Here is a 17,610-nt window from a genome sequence, read left to right as displayed (position 1 = left end):
GAAGCGGGGGCCGTGGCCGGGCCGGCGCGCGGGGCCACGAGACCGCACTACAGCGAGAAGCGACGGCTGCGCGCCCGGGCCACAGGAGCGTGCCCGCGACGGCCACGACGATCTGCACGGTGGTCACCAGCGACGCGTCGGCCGCGACGCTGGCGCAGTCCCGCAGGAGCTCCGGGACGGCCCCGAGCCGGACCGGTGCCCATGCCAGCAGGGAACGGCTGCCGCAGCGAGCGGGACGGGACGGGACGACACCCGCAGCGGGTCGTGGATGGCGGGACGCGCGCACACCGGCCAGAAGGGAAGACAGCGGTGAACGATGCCGAGTTTCGGGAAGCCGTGGCGCGGCGGGCAGGACTGCCGCCGACGGAGGCGGCAACGATCATCGGTGCCACCCTGACGACGTTGGCCGAACGGATCAGCGGAGGCCGGGCCCGCGACCTGGCCAAGCAGCTGCCGGATGAGGTGCGAGGGTACCTGCACAGGGAGGAGGAGTTCGCCGAACCGCTCGACCTGGTGGAGTTCCTGCACGAGGTACGGACGCGTGCGGGAGTGGGCGACGATCAGCAGAGTGCCATGTATGCCCGCGCGGTGTTGGCGACCGTGCGCGATGCGGTGAGCGCCGAGGAGTTCAAGAGCCTGGTGTCCGAGCTACCGGAGGACGTCCGGCAGCTGCTTCAGCCGGTGGGCCGACTCCGGGCGTGACGCGAGCCGGCCGTGCCGCGGTGACGACTGGCCGCGCCGCGGGGCCCGCCGCCGGGTACAGCAGGGCGGGGCCGTCCGGGAGGTGGTCGCCGACCTGGACGCCCGCCGGGTGGCGGTGCTGGCGGAACTGGAACGGACCGGGTTCCGGCAGTTGCGCTGCCGGGTCGTCTTCGAACCGGCGGCGGGTCCGCTGTCCGGCTCGGCGACCGCATCCGGCTCGGCGGTCGCGGCGGGTCCGTGACCGACCCGGCCGGCGAGGACTTGGTCAGGTAGGTGTGCCCCGGCCCTGCCAGGGCACACCGCTCGGCAGGTCCGGGAGCGACCGGATCGAGCCGGGCGCCGGCACGCGGTTGGATGGGGTTTCGGGTATCGACCAGGGCGCCGAGGGACTCACTGGAGGTGCCCCTTGCGGGCTTTGGCGAGGTTGTCGTCGAGCCGCTGCCTGAACGAGCGCGTGGCCAGGGCGGCGTGGATGTCCTGGACGACCTGGCTGAGCGCGTAGGGGATCTCTGCCTCCAACTCCCGCACCGTCGCCTCGGTCGCCCGCCACTCCGCCTCCAGCAGGGGCAGCACCTCCCGTCCCCGCTCACTCAGCTGGATTCGGCGGGTCCGGCCGTCGCTGCTCTCGGCACTGTCGGCAAACCCGGCGGCGCGCATCGCGGCGGCCGTCTGACTCATCGCCGAGTGGGTCACCTCAACGGTGGTCGCCAACTCCTGGATCGTCATCGAGCCGTGTCGGGCCAGCTGGATCAGGGGGCCCACGAAGCGGGTGCGCAAGCCGGCGATGCCCGCTTCCTCGTACAGCGAGGCGATGTCCTGATCCATCGCGTTCAGCATCTGCCACAGCGGACGCCAGTGGCTGCTGTCAAGCAGATCTTGACTGTCTGCTGGTTCCTGACGGTCGGTCACCCCAACATGCAACAGCGGTTATATAAGTGCTGTCAAGTTTGCCGCGACGCGGTTACGTCAGCGACCAGGTCCAGTTCACCGCGAGCCGGTGACATCCCGGTTGAGCAGGTCACCCTGGACGCCCCCGACGTCCGGGAGCGCTGCCTGGCGGTTCGTGACGAGGTGATACAACACGCCACCCGAGACGAGCGGTACGAGTTCAGCTACCTGCGCGCCTCCGTGGACGCCGACCGGTTGCGGGTCATGGCGATCGCGGTGCGTGCCGCGGAGGCGATGGCGCCCACCCGACCGCATCCCGGCGCCGAGTCCGCCACCGCCGACCTGCTCCTCGGTCCGCCGCTGGCGATCTACGACCGGGTCCGCGACAAGATGACAAGCCACGGCGTGAAACGCGGAGCTTCCTGATCGGCAGGCGCGGGCCACCACCGACCTGGTGGCCCGTGCCCCACCCGTCCCGTGTGTCTCGTCCTCAAGCCGGCGGATCAGCAACGCCGCCCGTCAACGTCGCCAGATGCTCGGCGATCTCGTACCCCGCGGACTCCTTCAGTTCCTCGTGGATGCGACTGGCCCACGACTGGCCGGGCCGAATGTTGATCACGTGCAGTGCCGCATAACTCGCGTCCGCGGTGAACGAGCACAACAGGATCAGCTGCTGCAGGTCGACGAGGAAGCCGTCCAGGACGACCCCGCCGATGAACCCCGTCTCGTCCCTGCCCGGTGGGGTGTACTTGACCACCCGAAGCACCACCAGATACCTGGTGGTGAGCCCGTAATCCAGTCGGGCCCGCAGCTGGCGGTCATTGCTCTCCTCGTAGTTCCCGGGCGGCGGGCCGGCCTCGAAGTGGTTGTCCCCGAGCGGTCCGCGCGGCCCGGTCCAACGCAACGACTGCAGCAGCTCCGTTCCCCCGTACGCGAAGTCGCGGGCCGCGTCCGGATCGGTCAGCGCCCCCGCCATCATTATCTCGGCGTTGTTCTCGGTGCGGTTGGTCGCATAGTCGAAGTTGGTCCGATAGCTGAACGTCGGCGTCAGCGGAGCCTTGACGCGGCAGGAGGCTCCCTTCGCCTTCTCGGCCGGCAGCAGCGACGTGACCTGGACCAGCTTGCGCCGCATGTCCTCGAAGCGAGGCTGGTAGGCGCGCAACGTGTCCGCCTGGGTGGGCGCGGGCTGCCGGTCGCATCCGCCCACGATCGCGAAGGAGATCAGCAGCGGCACCGTCATGAGCCCGGCCCAGTTCGGAACGCGCATCCAACCAGGATACCGGTCATGAGCAGGCCGTCCTCGCGCCGATTTCTGCCCGTGCGGCACCAGCGAGGGTGGCACCGGGCGGCTGGACTGGACCAGTGCCCACTCGCCATCCAGGCATTCGCGTTCCAGCACGGCCGCCCACCGCGATTGCCGGCTGGTGGCACCTCGACGCCGGCCTCACCTGGCTGCCCGCGGGCTTCGTCAGCCCCGGACGGAGCCGCCGACGTTCGCGGTACCGGTCCCGCTGCTGCTGCCGCTGCCGCGGGCCACCACCCGGTCGTTGAAGATCGCAACGAGGTCCACGTCGCCCTTGCGGTACGTGACGGTCAGGCTCCACTCGTGGGGTTTGCCGTCGGCCGGAACGTCCACCGATCGCCGCCAGGGCAGCCGCACCGACCGCCCGTCGGTGGCCTGCCCGTCCAGCACGAAGCTGAGCGTGTCGACCCTGGCGGTACCCGTCGCGGTCAACACCAACCTGTGCGGCTGGCGCGCCGGCGCCGTCGACGCCGCCTCCGACGCGGCGCTGGACGAGGTGGACGTGGCAACGGAGGCCGGGGCGTCTTCCTCCGACACGTCGGGCGGGTCGCCGCAGCCGGCAAGCAGCGCGGCCAGCACGATCATGCCCGCCGTCAGCGGACGTGCGGCGGGCAGCATCGCTCCACTGTAGCCGATGATGCCGGGGCGGAATGCCTAGGCGAGGCGAGGGTCCACCACGGGGTGGTCCCACCTTGCCGCTAAGGACTGAATGGTGGTTCAATTCTTGCGTGGCCTACCGGAGCACCGAGCGTGTGAAAGCGCGGCTGAGCGCCTCCCGCGAGCGGATCATTGCCGCCGCACTGGAGATCATGGCCGGGCACGGCTACGCCGGCTGCTCGGTCGCCGCCGTCGCCGAGCGGGCCGGCGTGGCGACCGGCAGCGTCTATCGCCACTTCCCCACCAAGGCCGACCTGTTCGCCGAGGTGTTCCGCACGGCCTCGCAGCGCGAGGTGGACGCGGTCGCACGCGCCGCGGCGCTGGAGACCACCGTCGCCGAGCGGGTGTCGGCCATCATCGAGACGTTCTCCGGTCGCGCACTGCAGTCCCCGCGGTTGGCGTACGCCCTGCTCGCCGAGCCGGTCGACCCGGCGGTCGACGCCGAGCGCCTCGTCTTCCGCCGTGCGTACGCCGAACTGATCGCCGGCTACGTCGCGTCGGGTGTGGCGAGCGGTGAACTACCCCCGCAAGACCCGGAGCTGACCGCAACCGCCGTGGTCGGCGCCCTGGCCGAGGCCATGGTCGGTCCGCTGGCCGCCGGGGTCGCCGGCGGGAGCACCATCCCCAGCCTGACCACGTTCATCCATCGCGCGCTTGGAGTATCGCCGTGACGACCCACGAGGTTCTCAACCAGGTTCCCCCGCTGGTCGGCTACGACGCGGCGGACGACCCGGCACTGCTGGACGGGCTCGCGCGGGAGGGCGCCGGCTGGGCCGCCGTCGAGCTGCACGAGCTCGGCCGGATCGGCGGTACCGAGCAGGCGATCGAGCACGGGCGGCTGGCGAACGAACACCCGCCGGTCCTGCGCACCCATGACCGCTACGGCCACCGGATCGACGAGGTGGAGTTCCATCCTTCCTGGCACGAGCTGATGCGCACCGCGGTCACGCACGGTCTGCACGCCGCGCCGTGGGCGGACGACCGGCCGGGCGCGCATGTGGCCCGAGCGGCCAAGTTCTACACATGGCGCCCCGACGCCGGCCACGGCTGCCCGATCTCGATGACCTACGCCGCGGTGCCGGCGCTGCGGCACAACGCGGAGCTGGCCGCGCAGTACGAGCCGCTGCTCACCGCCGCGGCGTACGACTTCGGGCTGCGTCCGCCGCTTGCTAAGCAGGGGCTGCTGGCCGGCATGTCGATGACGGAGAAGCAGGGCGGCTCGGACGTACGCGCCAACACCACCACCGCCCGCCCCGAGCCGGACGGCACCTACCGACTCGTCGGGCACAAGTGGTTCACGTCGGCGCCGATGTGCGACATCTTCCTGACCCTCGCCCAGGCACCGGGGGGACTCACCTGCTTCCTCGTCCCCCGCGTCCTTCCCGACGGTACGCGCAACCCGATGCGGCTGATGCGGCTGAAGGACAAGCTCGGCAACCGGTCCAACGCCTCGGCGGAGGTCGAGTACGAACACGCGGTCGCCTGGCGCGTCGGAGACGAGGGCCGCGGGGTGCGCACCATCATCGACATGGTCAACCTGACCCGCCTCGACTGCGTCATCGGCGCGGCGGCCGGAATGCGCCAGGGCTTGATCACCGCCGCCCACCACGCCACCCACCGGCGGGCCTTCGGCCGGTACCTCGTCGACCAGCCGCTGATGCGCAACGTGCTCGCCGACCTCGCGGTCGAGTCCGAGGCCGCCACCGTCCTCACGATGCGGCTCGCCGGAGCGACCGACCGATCCGCGCGCGGCGACGCCAGCGAGACCGCGTTCAAACGGCTCGCCCTCGCCGTTGGCAAGTACTGGGTCTGCAAGCGCGGGCCGGGACACGCCGCCGAAGCCCTCGAATGCCTGGGCGGCAACGGCTATGTCGAGGAGTCAGGCATGCCGCGGCTGTTCCGCGAATCCCCACTCAACTCGATCTGGGAGGGCTCCGGCAACGTCGCCGCACTGGACGTCCTGCGCGCTCTCGCCAAGGACCCCCAGGTCGTGGAGGCGTTCCGGGCGGAGGTGACCGCCGCCGCCGGCGCCGACGCGCGGCTCGACGCCGCAGTACGCCAACTGCAGGCCGACCTGTCCGACCACGGCGAGCTCGAACTGCGGGCCCGCCGCGTCGTCGAACGGCTCGCCCTGGTCCTGCAGGGCTCGCTGTTGGTGCGGCACGGCCACCCCGCCGTCGCCGACGCCTTCTGCGCCTCCCGGCTCGGCGGCGACCACGGCCAGGCATTCGGCACACTGCCGAGCGGTGTCGACTTCGCCGCGATCATCTCCCGCGCCGTACCCAAGGTGAGCTGACGATGCCCGACGACCACGACGAACTGGTGCTCGGCGCGCTGGAGTGTTACCAGCGCGCGGTACGGCGGGTGGCGCGAGACTTCGCCCGGCGCGGCGCCGTCGTGCGGCCGCTGGACGTGGACCTGGACGCCCTCGACGCCCTACACGTGCGCTTCGTCAGGCGGGGACAGGCGCGGGAGGGCAGTGCCCGCGCAGCCACACCACCCTCTTCCCGATCGCATAGCCATCAGGCAATCGCCGATGCGGCGGCGGTGGCCGGCGCCGTCGGACTCTGTGCGGGGCTCCGCTGGCGCACGCGGCGGCCGGTCAGCGCGTGCGGGGTACGGGCTGGCCCAGAGCCCGGAGTTCCATCCGCAGTTCCTCTCGGCGAGGGTCCGCAGGGTGCCTCGGTCGCGGTGCTCCGCAGCGCGGATGGTCGCCCGGCGCCGGTCATCCCGGACGGAATGCCCGGCGGCAGTCGCGGGGCTGCCCGATCTGCGACCAGGCCATCGCGATCTCGCGATCTGGTGCCTCGCGCGTGGGCCGTCGTGACCGGCGTGGCGCACCTGGATCTGCCGACAGCGGTCGAGCAGATAGCGGGGAACCCTGATCGAGTCGGGCAGGTTCGTGTCAGGCGACGTCCCTGCGGGTCGCCAGGTACGTTCCGGCGGCGGCGATGGTCAGGCCGTACGCGGCGAGGACGAGGCCGCCTTGCCAGGGTTGGAGGGACTCCTGGTTGGTGAGGGTGATGCCGGTCAGCGCGTTGTCGGCCGGTCCGGGGAGGTAGCGGGACCAGGTGTCGAGGGCGGGAATGCTGGTGAGGATGGGTTCGAGGACGAACAGGTAGATGAGGAGTCCGACAACGGTGGCTACCTGTTCGCGGAGCAGTGCGCCGAGGCCGACGCCGATGACGGCGTAGAACGCGATGGCGATGATGCCTCCGGCGGTGGTGGCGGGTAGCCCGTTGCCGGTCAGGGACAGCTCGATGCCCCGCGCGGAGAGCCAGGGCACGGCGATCGCGGTGACCACGGCGGTGCAGGCGAGGGCGTAACCGATGCCGACGAGGCCGTAGGTGACGAGTTTGGCGGCGATGACTCGGCCGCGGCGTGGGGTGGACAGGAATGTGGTGGTGGCGGTGCGATGCCGGTATTCGCCGGTGATGCCGATGGCGGCGAGTACCGCGACGAGTGGGCTGGCGGCGCTGGCCGCCGCAGCGAACAGGGTCTGCTGGCCGTCTGGTGTGGTCAGGGGTGGGGTCCAGGTGTCGGGGTCGTCGGAGAAGGCGATCTGCAGGCTGGCGTAGAGGGCGGTGATCGCCATGGCGGCGAGCAGCAGCCACAGCCACAGCCGGGTGGCGAGGAGCTTGTGGATTTCGCCGGCGATGAGGCGTCGCATGTCATGCTCCCGTACGTGCGGCCGGTGCGGCTTCGTGGCTGTTGCCGGTGAGGGTAAAGAACACGTGTTCCAGGTCGGTGTGCTCGGCCGCCAGCCAGAGCAGCGGGATCCGTTCGGCATGGGCAAGTTGGCCCACGTCGTCGGTGTGGACGCCGGTGACGCGGAGCCGGTCGGGGCCGCTGCGGGTGATCCGGCTGTCGTCGACGCCGGTACGGGTCAGCGCGGCGTGCAGCCGGTCCGGTTGTGGGGTGCGTACGGACACGACAGGCCCGTGCAGGGCGGCGAGTGCGGTGAGCGGTCCCTGCCGTACGCACCGCCCGCGGTTGATGATCACGACGTGGTCGACCAGCTGCTGCACCTCGGACAGCACGTGGCTGGAGACCAGCACGGTGCGGCCTTCGGCCGCGAGGTCGCGGAGCAGGCGGCGCAGCCAGGCGATGCCTTCGGGGTCGAGGCCGTTGGCGGGCTCGTCGAGCACCAGCACCCTCGGGTCACCGAGCAGCGCGGTCGCGAGGGCGAGGCGTTGCCGCATGCCGAGGGAGTAGCCCCGCACCGGCCGCCGGGCTGCGGCGGCCAGCCCGACCAGGTCGAGGACCTCGTCGGCCCGCGAGTGCGGGTAGCCGTTGACGGTGCAGTAGATGCGCAGGTGCGCGCGACCGGTGCGGGCCGGGTGAAAGGCGCCGGTCTCCAGCACGGCACCGACCACGTTGCCCGGCGCGGGCAGGTCGAGGTAGCGGCGGCCGGCGATCGTGGCGACGCCGGCGTCCGGGCGGACCAGGCCGAGCAACATCCGCAGGGTGGTGGTCTTCCCGGCGCCGTTCGGGCCGAGAAACCCGGTGATCGACCCGGGTTCGACCGTGAAGGTCAGGTCCGCGACCGCCGCAGCAGGTCCGAACGTCTTGCTCAGGCCGGTCACCACGATCCGGCCGTCGTCGTCAGTCACCTCTGCCTCTCCTCCAGCTTGTATATCCAGGGGTTAACATAGGCTGTAGTACACTCCGGAGTCAACAACGGTGGGGGGCGGCAATGGCGACCGGGACCGGGTCGGCGGCACGGCTGCCGCGGGCGCAGCGGCGGGAGCAGATTCTGGCGGCGGCGACGCGGGCGTTCGCCCGGGCTGGGTTCGCCGCCACGAGCCTGGACGACATCGCTGGCGAGGCGGGCGTCACGCGGGTGATCCTGTATCGGCACTTCGAGTCGAAGACCGACCTGTACCGGGCGGTGCTCGACCGGGTGTGCGGCCTGCTGGCCGCCCACGTCGGGGAGCAGGTGGGTGGCTTCACGGGTGCGAGCGTCGATGGGTTGCTGGCCGCTGCCGCCGCCGAACCGGCGGGGTTCCGGCTACTGTTCGAGCATGCCGCCCGGGAGCCGGAGTTCAAGGCATGGGCTGACCGGTTCCGCGCCGAGATGACCGACATCGCGCACGTACAGATCAAGGCGGTGGTGTCGGACGGGGCGTGGGCACGGTGGGCGTCCCGGCTGGCTCCGGCCGTCGCGGTCGAGGCGGTCATCGCGTGGCTGGATGCCGGGCAACCGGACCGCGCGACGGCGGCCGGCCGGATCCGTTCCGCGATCGGTGGCGTCATCGGCGCCGCCACCGGATCCCCGCCGGGACCATCCCATCCTCGTGCCTGACCAATCGCCCCGGGAGGTCTCCATGGCAACCAGCGACGAGTCGACCGCCAAGGCGCGGCGGGTGTGGGAGAAGATGGCTCCCCACTACGACCGCGACATCCGGTTCTGGGAGAAGGTCCAGTTCCCCGGCGGCCGGGAGTGGGTGTGCTCCCGCGCCACCGGCCGGGTACTCGAGGTCGCGGTCGGGACCGGCCGCAACTTCCCGTTCTACCCGCCCGGGGTGAGCCTCACCGGGATCGAGCTGAGCCCGCAGATGCTGGACATCGCCCGCCAACGCGCCACAGACCTTGGTCTGGACGTGGAACTGCGGGTGGCGGACGCCCAGGAGTTGCCGTTCGACGACGCCAGCTTCGACACGGTGGTGTGCACCCTGTCGCTGTGCGCGATCCCGGACCACGGCCGGGCGATCGCGGAGATGGCCCGGGTGCTACGTCCCGGCGGCCGGCTGCTCCTGCTCGATCACATTGCCAGTCGCTGGTGGCCGGTCTGGGCGGTGCAGCGCCTCACCGAGCTGGTCACGATCCGCGCGGCTGGGGAGCACATGACCCGCCGCCCCAAGGTGATGCTGGCCGCCGCCGGCCTTGCGGTCGCCGAGTCCGAGCGGCTCAGGCTCGGCACGGTGGAGCGCGTGCATGCCGGCAAGCCGGTCAACGGCGGATGAGCCACGGCCGCCGCGGGTCGACCAGCTGCGGCGGGAGAACGGAACTCCGGCTGTACGTCGCTCTGACGAGGAACACATCCGACAGCTGACCGGCGGGCCGGCCCGGGCGCCGAGGGTGGCTGGGCCGACCCGCCGTGGTGCCTGCTGGAGCAGCCGTCACACCGTGACGATGTCGCCGACGACGCAGGCGATGTTGTCCGGTGCGCCCGCGGCGTAGGCGAGCTCGATCAGGTGCCGCACGGTCTGCTCGGGGTCGACCGCCCCGCCGAGGGCGGTGTACAGCGCCGCGCGGTCGACGACGGCGGACAACCCGTCGGAGCACAGCAGGTAGCGGTCACCGGGCAGAGCGGTGCGCAGCGCCAGGTCGGCTTCGACCTGGGTGCCGCCGGCGCCGAGGGCCCGCACCAGCAGGGCTCGGTCGGGATGGGCGGCGGCTTCGTCACGGTTGAGCTTGCCCTGGTCGACCTGGGACTGCACCCAGGTGTGGTCGGCGGTGAGCTGGCTCAGCTCGCCGCCGCGCAGCAGGTACGCCCGGGTGTCGCCGATGTGCACCAGAGCCAGCTGGGAACCCGAGCGCAGCAGCGCGGTCAGGGTGGTGATCGGTCGGTGGTCGTCGGTGGCCGCCGCGCGCACGGTGCGGTCGGCCTCGGCGACCGCACGGGCCAGCGTGGTGAGCAGGTCGGCGGCGGGCGCCTCGGTCAACTCCAACGGCTTGAGGGCGTCGATCGCGGCCGTGCTGGCGGCGGCACCGCCGGGCCCGCGCATGCCGTCGGCGACAGCCAGCAGCCGGTCGCCGGCGTGTGCGGCGTCCTCGTTGCTGTCACGTACGGCTCCGATGTCGCATCCGGTCGCGTAGCGGATGCCGAGGGTGGGGTGGGTGTCGGACATGATGCCCCTTCCGGACAGGTGCTCGACGAGGAGGGCGGCCCGGCGTGCTCGGGCCGCGGTGTCGGCGGCGACCCGCTGCCAGTAGGCGGTGACCGCATCGGCCGCCGCGTCAGGTTCCAGGGCGCACACGGTGCGGATCTCGGCCAGCGGCATGCCGATACGGCGCAGCTCGGCGATCAGCCGGGCCTGCTCCAGTTGCTCCGGGTCGTAAAACCGGTACCCGGACTCCGAATCGACCGCGGCCGGCGGCAACAGACCCAGCTCGTCGTACAGGCGCAGCGCCTTTGGCGTCAGCCGCGCCGCTCGGGCGAACGCCCCGATGGTCAGCAGCCGCACGTCGCCATCCTCCTCACGACCGGTCACGGTGACCGGCACCACCAGGCTGGGGCTTGCCCGAAGGTCAAGGTCAAGGGCCCATCAGGAGTGAGTGGTTGGCCTGACCGCCCGTCTCCACGCGCGCCGCGGAGCCGGTGCGCCACTCCCTCGCCAGAGGATCTTGCCCGATGTCGGTCACCGCTGCCCTGACCGGCACGGGGGGCGAACCGGACGGCCACAGTCGGCGCTCCGCTACGACTGGGCCTGCCGCAGGCCCGAGCACGGATTCGACAGGGCGGGACACCGCCTTGGGTGGTACGGGCAAGAATGTCCTGGAGTTCGACCAGGGACGGCCGCCGGAGGGAGCGGACATGCCGCGTACCGTCGAGATGATCCTGCCCCCGGACCGGACGCCGGAGGTCGTCGCCGCGTTGCGGTCGCTGGATCCGCTGTCGCTGCGCGTGCAGGCGGGAACTGCCGTGCATCCACCTGGTGACGTTCACCGTTGAGGTCACCGACCGCAGCCTGGGACAGGTGATGCGGATCGCCGACGCCTGCGGCGCCGGCACGGACCAGGCGATGTCGTTGTCCACCAGCCGCCCGGCCAGCCTGGTCACCGCGGGTCGGGCCGACGACGTCGTGCAGGACAGCGACACCGCGACCGCCGAGGAGATCGAGCTGGCCATCGGCTAGGAGAGCACCATGACCGCCGGCAAGGTCTCGGCCATGTTCGTCGCCGGATCCTTCGCCGCTCTGGGACTCGCCTCCGGCACGTTGCATCTGCTGATCGGGGCGATGATCATCGCCCCTGGCTTCGAACCGTTCAGCCGGGTCGCACTCGGCCTGGCCCACGGCAGCCGCGCCCGCCGGCGCGGCCTCATCGACATCGTCAAGGGCTATGGGGCGCTGACGGCCGGCGGTGCTGGTGGCGCGGTGCTGTGCGCGATCTTCGGCGACGGGTGGATCGACGCCGGCGTGGGCAGCTACCTACCCGCCGAGGCTTTACAGCGCTACTTCTCGACCACCACGTGGAGCAGCGGCATCGTGGCCGTGCTCGGCGGTGCCGCCGGCGCGCTGCTGCTCGTGGTCAACCGGCGGGTACTGACCGCAGGAGTGATGGTCGCGCTGGCGCTCATTCCCGCGTTCGCCCTCACCGGCATGGCGGTGGTTGGGGGCGAATGGGGCCTCGCCGGCCGCGCACTGGGGCGCGGGGCACTCGACGCGGCGGTGGTCACCGTCATGTCCACCATCGTGTTCTGGTGGCATCGACGAACGGCCCACCGCCGTACCCGGGTCTGACCACGCTCCCGCCGTCGGCGTTCGCGTCCCGTGGAGGACGCCGCGACGTTGTTCGCGTCGCGATCATCGCTCGTGCAGGACGCCCCCGGCGCGGCGGACCTCCCGGTCGGCCTCCTCGTGGCTCAGGCCGGTCGTGCCGAGCAGGTCCGTGGCGATCGCCCGAATCTGGGCCACCACGACGCTGCCGGAGAATCGCAGGCCCTGCCGGTAGGCGACGGTCGCCTCGCGGACCGCCCGGCGCAGCAGGTCCGCCGCCTCCTCCGGCACCCTACCCCGGCCCAGATCACGACGGATGACGCTGGCGGCCTCAGCCAACGCCGCGACCGACTCACCCAGCTCCGGCGGCGCGGGCTCGCCGTCGCGCAGCAGGGTGACCGCGCGGCGGGCCAGCACCCGGGCGTTGCGGATCGAGCGTTCGATGTATTCCGCGGAGTCGACGTACTGCCGCAGGGCGTTGCGGGCGTGCCAGCGCAGCGGCGCCATGGTGGCGGCCTCCTGCCCCTCGGGGAGGACCTCGTGGAACTCGTCGAGCTTGTCCTCGCCCTCGCTGAGCAGTAACAGAGCGTCGTGGGCGGGGCCGACATCCTGCTCGCGCAGGCCACGCGAGGCGGCCGACAGGCCGTCGATGAGCACCCCCAGCGCGGGCCTGGCCACCCTCGACACCACGGTGAGCGGGTTGACCGGCAGCAGCACCGCCATGACCACCAGCGCCACCCCGCCGCCGATCAGGGCGTCGACGACCCGGGAGAAGTAGATTCCCTCGGTCGGCGGGGTCAGGGTGGAGATCAGCACCGCCGAGGCCGCCGCCTGGCCGACCACGGCCGCGGTGCCACCCGCGACGACCGCCGCCGCCATCGCCAGCGCAACCGCCACACCGATCTGCCAGCCGCCAGTGCCGATGAAGTAGATCAGCACGTCCCCGACGGCGACGCCGAGCGCCACTCCGAGCACCAGCTCGACGGCGCGCCGGAACCGCTGCCCGGTGGAGACCCCCAGGGTGATTACCGCGGCGATCGGGGCGAACACCGGCTCGGAGTTTCCCACCGCCCGGCTGGCCACCACCCATGACACCGCCGCCGCCACCGAGGTCTGCAGCAGCACGACCGACAGGGCCTGCAGCCGCCGCCACCGCTCCCGTGCCGCCTGGCGGGCGCGTTCGGCGAGGCCGGCGGTGCCGCCGCTCATCCGGACACCGCCGGGGTCGACCACGCCGTCACAGTCACGGCTCACACGCTAGGCACACTCCGTGGCCGATGGTGGCCATTCACGCGCATCGCCACCGCCCCGCCGGGGCGTACGCCGGGACGGCCGAACTCCCCTGCCCTGGTACGAACCACAACAGGGCGATCAGCGGCGCCGCACCGCATTCCCGGCAGGCACCCCGGTGATGATCATCACGGGCCGTGAACTCTACCCTCACCGGACGGTAGGGTCGGTGCAGGTCGTCGAGGCGCGCTGTCGGCCCCTCGCGGTCTTCTCCTGGGCGATGGTGCCCGGAAACGGTCCGGAAACGTCCGACCGGTACTGATATGTGCACGTCACCTCGTGTCCGCCAGTGGGCACGGGATCGCGTGTGCGCCCGGTGCGCACACCCCGAGCGGAAACGGCTGTATGTCTTCTGTGCTGTCCGCGGTCACCCGGCCGCGCCTGTCCCGCCCGTCCTGGCTGTCGCCGAAGGTGTTCCGCACCGAGGTGCTCGCCGGCCTGGTCGTCGCCCTGGCGTTGATTCCGGAGGCGATCAGCTTCTCGATCCTGGCCGGGGTGGATCCCCGCGTCGGGCTGTTCGCCTCGTTCACCATGGCCGTGGTCATCGCGATCTGCGGTGGCCGGCCGGCGATGATCTCCGCGGCGACCGGTGCGATCGCGCTGATCGTCGCACCGCTGGCGAAGGAGCACGGGCTGGACTACCTGATCGCGGCGGTGATCCTCGGCGGGGCGATCCAGGTGCTGCTCGCGGTGCTCGGGGTGGCGAAGCTGATGCGGTTCGTTCCGCGCAGCGTCATGGTCGGCTTCGTCAACGCCCTGGCCATCCTGATCTTCGCCGCCCAGGTCCCGCACCTGCTCGGCGTGCCGTGGCTGGTCTACCCACTCGTCGCCCTGGCTCTCGCGATCATGGTCGGGCTGCCCCGGCTCACCAAGGCCGTCCCGGCTCCGCTGGTGGCGATCATTCTGCTGACCGTCATCACCGTCGGCGCCAGCATGACCGTGCCGACCGTCGGCGACCAGGGTGAGCTGCCCGACAGCCTGCCGACCCTCGGCCTGCCGCAGATCCCGTGGACCATGGACACCCTCGCCCTGATCGCCCCGTTCGCCCTCGGCGTGGCGCTGGTCGGGCTGATGGAGTCGCTGATGACCGCGAAGCTGGTCGACGACATCACGGACACCCACTCGAACAAGACCCGCGAGTCGTGGGGCCAGGGCGTGGCCAACATCGTCACCGGCTTCTTCGGCGGCATGGGCGGCTGCGCCATGATCGGCCAAACCATGATCAATGTGAAGGCGTCCGGTGCCCGGACCCGCCTGTCCACGTTCCTGTCCGGCGTGTTCCTGCTGATCCTGGTGGTCAGCCTCGGTGACGTGGTCGCCACCATCCCGATGGCCGCCCTCGTCGCCGTGATGGTCATCGTCGCGGTGTCGACCTTCGACTGGCACTCCGTCGCTCCGGCCACGCTCAAGCGGATGCCGCTGGGCGAAACCCTGGTCATGATCACCACCGTCGGCGCGGTCCTCGCCACCCACAACCTGGCCATCGGCGTGATCGTCGGTGTGCTCGCCGCCATGGTCATCTTCGCCCGCCGGGTCGCGCGCCTCGTCGAGGTCACCAGCGTCCTGGACCCCGATGGCGGCACCCGCATCTACTCAGTGCACGGCGAGCTGTTCTTCGCTTCCAGCAACGACCTGGTCTACCAATTCGACTACGCGGGCGACCCGCAGAACGTGATCATCGACATGACCCACGCCCACGTCTGGGACGCCTCGTCGGTCGCGGCCCTGGACGCCATCACCACCAAGTACGCCGCCCGCGGCAAGACCGTCGAGATCGTCGAGCTGAACAAGCCCAGCGCCGCCATCCACGGCACCCTCGCCGGCACCATGAGCGGAGGCCACTGATGCCGGGCACCCTCCGTGGCGCCGGGCCGGAGCACACGTTTGGCCCGGCCGCCGGGCGGCTCATGCAGATCGGCGAGGCCGCCGACCGCGTCGGCCTGAGCATCCGCACGATCCGCCACTACGAGGACGCCGGGCTGGTCGTCCCGTCGGCCCGCAGCGAGGGCGGGTTCCGCCTCTACACCGACCTCGACCTCGACCGGCTCGCCGTGGTCAAACGGATGAAGCCCCTCGGGTTCACCCTCGACGAGATGCGCGACCTGCTCGGCGTTCTCGACGCCCTGCCCACCGCCAGCGACGACGAGCGGCCCGCCCTGCTCGACCGGCTCGCCATGTTCCACGCCGTCGCCGCCGCCCGGGTGGCCGCGCTACGCGAGCAGCTCACCACCGCCGAGGGCTTCGCCGACACCCTGCGCCACCAGCTCGATCAGCACACCGGTGATTCCCACTGACGGCGGGCAGGACCCTCGGCCCCGGCGGTGGCGTGCCGGCCAGCGTTGACCACCGTATGTTGTGCCGCGAACTGGGCGATGCCGCCGGACCATCCATCCCCGACGTTCGTCGCTCGCCTGATCGGTCTGCGTCGGGGACCGACGTCGCAGTGCCCGGTCCGCGGGCGGGCGACGTGATCGTCGCGCGCCCGCGGACCGGGCGGCCCCACTCGCCGATGTCGGACCGCACGGAGCCGGTCAGCTGCGTACGGACGAAGGCGTTGCGGTGCGATGAGGCGGATCAGGCGCCGAGTCGTTCGCGCCGTTGGAGTTCGCGTTCGCTGGGCGTTTCGAGCGCGAAGGACCCGGTGTCGACGCCGCCGGCGGCACGCTCGTAGGTCACCATGATCACACCGTTCGGGGAGGTGCTGGATTCACGGACCGCGAAGGTGGTGGGTACGGTGCCCGCATCGAACAGGCGTTTTCCCTTGCCGACAACAATCGGGAAGATCCACAGCCGGAACTCGTCAACGAGTTCGTGGCGCAGCAGCGTCTGGATCAGGTCTCCGCTGCCGTGCACCTGGATCTCCGGGCCGTCCTGCTCCTTCAACGCCCTGACCTGCGCCACGGCGTCCTGGTTCAGGACGGTCGTGTTGTCCCACTCGGCCTGCTCGAGGGTCGTGGTGACCACGTACTTGCGGGCCTGGTTCAACACCTCGGCGCCGGGGTCGTCAGTGGCGAAGGGCCAGTGCGCCGCGAAGATCTCGTAGGTCTTGCGACCCAACAGCAGCTCGAACGGCCGGCCCGTCGACTTCGCCATGCTCTCGCCCACGGCGTCGTCCCAGTGGTTCACCAACCACCCGCCGAGGGTGAAGCCACCGCTCGGATCCTCTTCCGGAGTTCCCGGCGCCTGCATCACCCCGTCGAGGGTGAGGGAGGTGCTCACAACGAGATTGCGCATCGCGTCATCCTGTCTGTAGGTGTGCTCTGCCGGACGCTGAGGCGATGTACGGCCTGGACGCTAGCTCGAATTCTGCGTCGGCGCGGGCGCGGGGCGCATCACGTGAACAGGTTCGGGGCGTACGAGCACAGGCCCCGCGAGTCGCAAAAACCGGTGGACATCGTGTGCGCCCGTGGCGACCGTTGCCGCTATGCAGCAGGAGAAGCTCTGGGACGCCGCTGCCGCCGGGCGTTACGACACCCCGGGTACCGGCATGTTCGCGCCCGAGGTCCTGGGACCGACCGTGGACCGCCTCGCCGAACTCGCAGGCGGCGGACGGGCACTCGAGTTCGCCGTCGGAACCGGCCGCGTGGCCGTCCCGCTCGCCGAGCGCGGGGTACCCGTCACCGGCATCGAGCTGTCCCGCCCGATGATCGACCAGCTGCGCACGAAGGCCGACGAATCGACGATCCCGGTGATCGTCGGCGACATGGCGACCGCCACCGCCCCCGGGACGTACTCGCTCGTCTACCTCGTCTACAACACGATCTCCAACCTGCTCACCCAAGCCGAACAGGTGGCGTGCTTCCGCAACGCCGCCCGTCACCTCGCACCCGGCGGCCGGTTCGTCATCGAGCTCTGGGTACCCGAGCTGCGTAAGCTCCCACCGGGCCAGCAGGCCACGGTCTGGCGTACCGAGCCCGGCCACATCGGCCTGGACACGTACGACGTCCTGCGTCAGCACGTCGTGTCGCACCACTTCACCTTCGATAAGGGCGGACAGGCCCGGCTGTTCCGCAGTCCGCACCGCTACATCTGGCCCGCCGAGCTCGACCTCATGGCACTCGTGGCCGGGTTCGAGTTGGAGACCAGGCACGAGGACTGGGCCGGAGCTGACTTCACCGCCGAGTCGCGCTCCCACGTGTCCGTCTACCGCATCCCACCGACCGCTCGGTGATGCCGCCCGCCGGCCGCCGGGCCGGCGGTCAGGCGTCCACGAAGAGGCAGAACGGGTGGCCCGCCGGGTCGAGACAGACCCGCACGTCGCCCTGCGGCTGGCGGCCAGGGCGTGCGGGTCCGGGGCGTCGATGTTCACACCGGTCAGCGTCAGAG

Annotated in this window: 21 protein-coding genes; 13 read left to right on the top strand and 8 right to left on the bottom strand. The window is 71.3% G+C overall.

Going from position 1 to position 17,610, the window contains the following annotated elements; translation table 11 throughout:
• Nucleotides 1–309 precede the first annotated feature (309 nt).
• Together C1I99_RS01645 and C1I99_RS32545 are read left to right on the top strand one after the other, a co-directional pair.
• Entirely contained in the window at nucleotides 310–702 is a 393-nt protein-coding gene (locus tag C1I99_RS01645; RefSeq protein WP_233512256.1) for a DUF2267 domain-containing protein, read from the top strand.
• Nucleotides 703–784: 82 nt separating this feature from the next.
• Nucleotides 785–943, top strand: coding sequence for a hypothetical protein (locus C1I99_RS32545; protein WP_158553911.1), 159 nt, complete (start codon nucleotides 785–787; stop codon nucleotides 941–943).
• A gap of 149 nt (nucleotides 944–1,092) precedes the next feature.
• On the opposite strand, the gene C1I99_RS01640 is transcribed toward C1I99_RS32545, so the two are convergent.
• Nucleotides 1,093–1,611: a helix-turn-helix domain-containing protein gene (locus C1I99_RS01640; RefSeq protein WP_199561877.1), complete on the bottom strand. Its 519-nt coding sequence runs from the start codon at nucleotides 1,609–1,611 to the stop codon at nucleotides 1,093–1,095.
• A 162-nt stretch (nucleotides 1,612–1,773) separates the two neighbouring features.
• Between C1I99_RS01640 and C1I99_RS01635 the strand changes: the two genes are divergently transcribed.
• A complete protein-coding gene (locus tag C1I99_RS01635) occupies nucleotides 1,774–2,016 on the top strand; it encodes a hypothetical protein (RefSeq protein WP_111132358.1) in 243 nt (80 codons plus the stop codon).
• Nucleotides 2,017–2,080: 64 nt separating this feature from the next.
• On the opposite strand, the gene C1I99_RS01630 is transcribed toward C1I99_RS01635, so the two are convergent.
• Nucleotides 2,081–2,857 carry a hypothetical protein gene (locus C1I99_RS01630; RefSeq protein WP_111132357.1) on the bottom strand — a complete coding sequence of 259 codons (777 nt, stop codon included), beginning with the start codon at nucleotides 2,855–2,857 and terminating at the stop codon, nucleotides 2,081–2,083.
• A gap of 201 nt (nucleotides 2,858–3,058) precedes the next feature.
• On the bottom strand, nucleotides 3,059–3,511 hold the full coding sequence (locus C1I99_RS32540; protein ID WP_158553909.1) for a hypothetical protein: 453 nt from the start codon (nucleotides 3,509–3,511) through the stop codon (nucleotides 3,059–3,061).
• Between the two features lie 134 nt (nucleotides 3,512–3,645).
• On the opposite strand from C1I99_RS32540, the gene C1I99_RS01615 reads away from it, so the two are divergent.
• Together C1I99_RS01615 and C1I99_RS01610 are read left to right on the top strand one after the other, a co-directional pair.
• Nucleotides 3,646–4,221 carry a TetR/AcrR family transcriptional regulator gene (locus tag C1I99_RS01615; protein ID WP_233512255.1) on the top strand — a complete coding sequence of 192 codons (576 nt, stop codon included), beginning with the start codon at nucleotides 3,646–3,648 and terminating at the stop codon, nucleotides 4,219–4,221.
• Nucleotides 4,218–5,846 (top strand): isovaleryl-CoA dehydrogenase, encoded by a 1,629-nt coding sequence (locus C1I99_RS01610; protein ID WP_111132353.1) that lies wholly within the window; start codon nucleotides 4,218–4,220, stop codon nucleotides 5,844–5,846. The genes C1I99_RS01615 and C1I99_RS01610 overlap by 4 nt, the downstream gene beginning before the upstream one ends.
• Before the next feature lie 609 nt (nucleotides 5,847–6,455).
• Here the strand turns inward: C1I99_RS01610 and C1I99_RS01605 are convergent.
• Entirely contained in the window at nucleotides 6,456–7,220 is a 765-nt protein-coding gene (locus C1I99_RS01605) for an ABC transporter permease family protein (protein WP_111132352.1), read from the bottom strand.
• A 1-nt stretch (nucleotide 7,221) separates the two neighbouring features.
• Entirely contained in the window at nucleotides 7,222–8,163 is a 942-nt protein-coding gene (locus C1I99_RS01600) for an ABC transporter ATP-binding protein (RefSeq protein ID WP_111132351.1), read from the bottom strand.
• A gap of 83 nt (nucleotides 8,164–8,246) precedes the next feature.
• Here C1I99_RS01600 and C1I99_RS01595 point away from each other — a divergent pair, with 83 nt between their 5' ends.
• Nucleotides 8,247–8,855 (top strand): TetR/AcrR family transcriptional regulator, encoded by a 609-nt coding sequence (locus tag C1I99_RS01595; protein WP_111132350.1) that lies wholly within the window; start codon nucleotides 8,247–8,249, stop codon nucleotides 8,853–8,855.
• 22 nt (nucleotides 8,856–8,877) lie between these two features.
• The gene (locus tag C1I99_RS01590) at nucleotides 8,878–9,516 is read left to right on the top strand and encodes a class I SAM-dependent methyltransferase (RefSeq protein ID WP_111132349.1); all 639 of its coding nucleotides are present in this window, start codon (nucleotides 8,878–8,880) and stop codon (nucleotides 9,514–9,516) included.
• Between the two features lie 156 nt (nucleotides 9,517–9,672).
• Here the strand turns inward: C1I99_RS01590 and C1I99_RS01585 are convergent, their stop codons facing one another.
• A complete protein-coding gene (locus C1I99_RS01585; protein ID WP_111132370.1) occupies nucleotides 9,673–10,740 on the bottom strand; it encodes a MerR family transcriptional regulator in 1,068 nt (355 codons plus the stop codon).
• Nucleotides 10,741–11,090: 350 nt separating this feature from the next.
• Here C1I99_RS01585 and C1I99_RS32535 point away from each other — a divergent pair, with 350 nt between their 5' ends.
• Genes C1I99_RS32535 through C1I99_RS01575 form a run of 3 tightly spaced genes read left to right on the top strand, consistent with a single transcriptional unit; the run spans nucleotide 11,091 to nucleotide 12,018 of the window.
• On the top strand, nucleotides 11,091–11,228 hold the full coding sequence (locus C1I99_RS32535; protein ID WP_158553908.1) for a hypothetical protein: 138 nt from the start codon (nucleotides 11,091–11,093) through the stop codon (nucleotides 11,226–11,228).
• Nucleotides 11,212–11,412 carry a hypothetical protein gene (locus C1I99_RS01580; protein ID WP_111132348.1) on the top strand — a complete coding sequence of 67 codons (201 nt, stop codon included), beginning with the start codon at nucleotides 11,212–11,214 and terminating at the stop codon, nucleotides 11,410–11,412. Before C1I99_RS32535 ends, C1I99_RS01580 begins: the two co-directional genes overlap by 17 nt.
• Before the next feature lie 9 nt (nucleotides 11,413–11,421).
• Nucleotides 11,422–12,018 carry a DUF389 domain-containing protein gene (locus tag C1I99_RS01575; RefSeq protein ID WP_111132347.1) on the top strand — a complete coding sequence of 199 codons (597 nt, stop codon included), beginning with the start codon at nucleotides 11,422–11,424 and terminating at the stop codon, nucleotides 12,016–12,018.
• A gap of 63 nt (nucleotides 12,019–12,081) precedes the next feature.
• Here the strand turns inward: C1I99_RS01575 and C1I99_RS01570 are convergent, their stop codons facing one another.
• A complete protein-coding gene (locus C1I99_RS01570; protein WP_146603862.1) occupies nucleotides 12,082–13,203 on the bottom strand; it encodes an FUSC family protein in 1,122 nt (373 codons plus the stop codon).
• A 426-nt stretch (nucleotides 13,204–13,629) separates the two neighbouring features.
• Between C1I99_RS01570 and C1I99_RS01565 the strand changes: the two genes are divergently transcribed.
• Together C1I99_RS01565 and C1I99_RS01560 are read left to right on the top strand one after the other, a co-directional pair.
• Nucleotides 13,630–15,129, top strand: coding sequence for a SulP family inorganic anion transporter (locus tag C1I99_RS01565; protein ID WP_111132345.1), 1,500 nt, complete (start codon nucleotides 13,630–13,632; stop codon nucleotides 15,127–15,129).
• Nucleotides 15,129–15,578 (top strand): MerR family transcriptional regulator, encoded by a 450-nt coding sequence (locus C1I99_RS01560; protein ID WP_111132344.1) that lies wholly within the window; start codon nucleotides 15,129–15,131, stop codon nucleotides 15,576–15,578. The genes C1I99_RS01565 and C1I99_RS01560 overlap by 1 nt, the downstream gene beginning before the upstream one ends.
• Before the next feature lie 280 nt (nucleotides 15,579–15,858).
• On the opposite strand, the gene C1I99_RS01555 is transcribed toward C1I99_RS01560, so the two are convergent.
• Complete coding sequence (locus tag C1I99_RS01555; RefSeq protein ID WP_111132343.1) at nucleotides 15,859–16,518, bottom strand: dihydrofolate reductase family protein; 660 nt, start codon at nucleotides 16,516–16,518, stop codon at nucleotides 15,859–15,861.
• A gap of 190 nt (nucleotides 16,519–16,708) precedes the next feature.
• Between C1I99_RS01555 and C1I99_RS01550 the strand changes: the two genes are divergently transcribed.
• The gene (locus C1I99_RS01550) at nucleotides 16,709–17,455 is read left to right on the top strand and encodes a class I SAM-dependent methyltransferase (protein WP_111132342.1); all 747 of its coding nucleotides are present in this window, start codon (nucleotides 16,709–16,711) and stop codon (nucleotides 17,453–17,455) included.
• Nucleotides 17,456–17,610 lie beyond the last annotated feature (155 nt).

This window comes from Micromonospora deserti (assembly GCF_003236335.1).
GTDB classification, from domain to species: Bacteria; Actinomycetota; Actinomycetes; order Mycobacteriales; family Micromonosporaceae; genus Micromonospora; species Micromonospora deserti.
The sequence above is the reverse complement of the archived record's forward strand: the minus strand, read 5'-3'. Positions and strand labels throughout refer to the sequence as shown.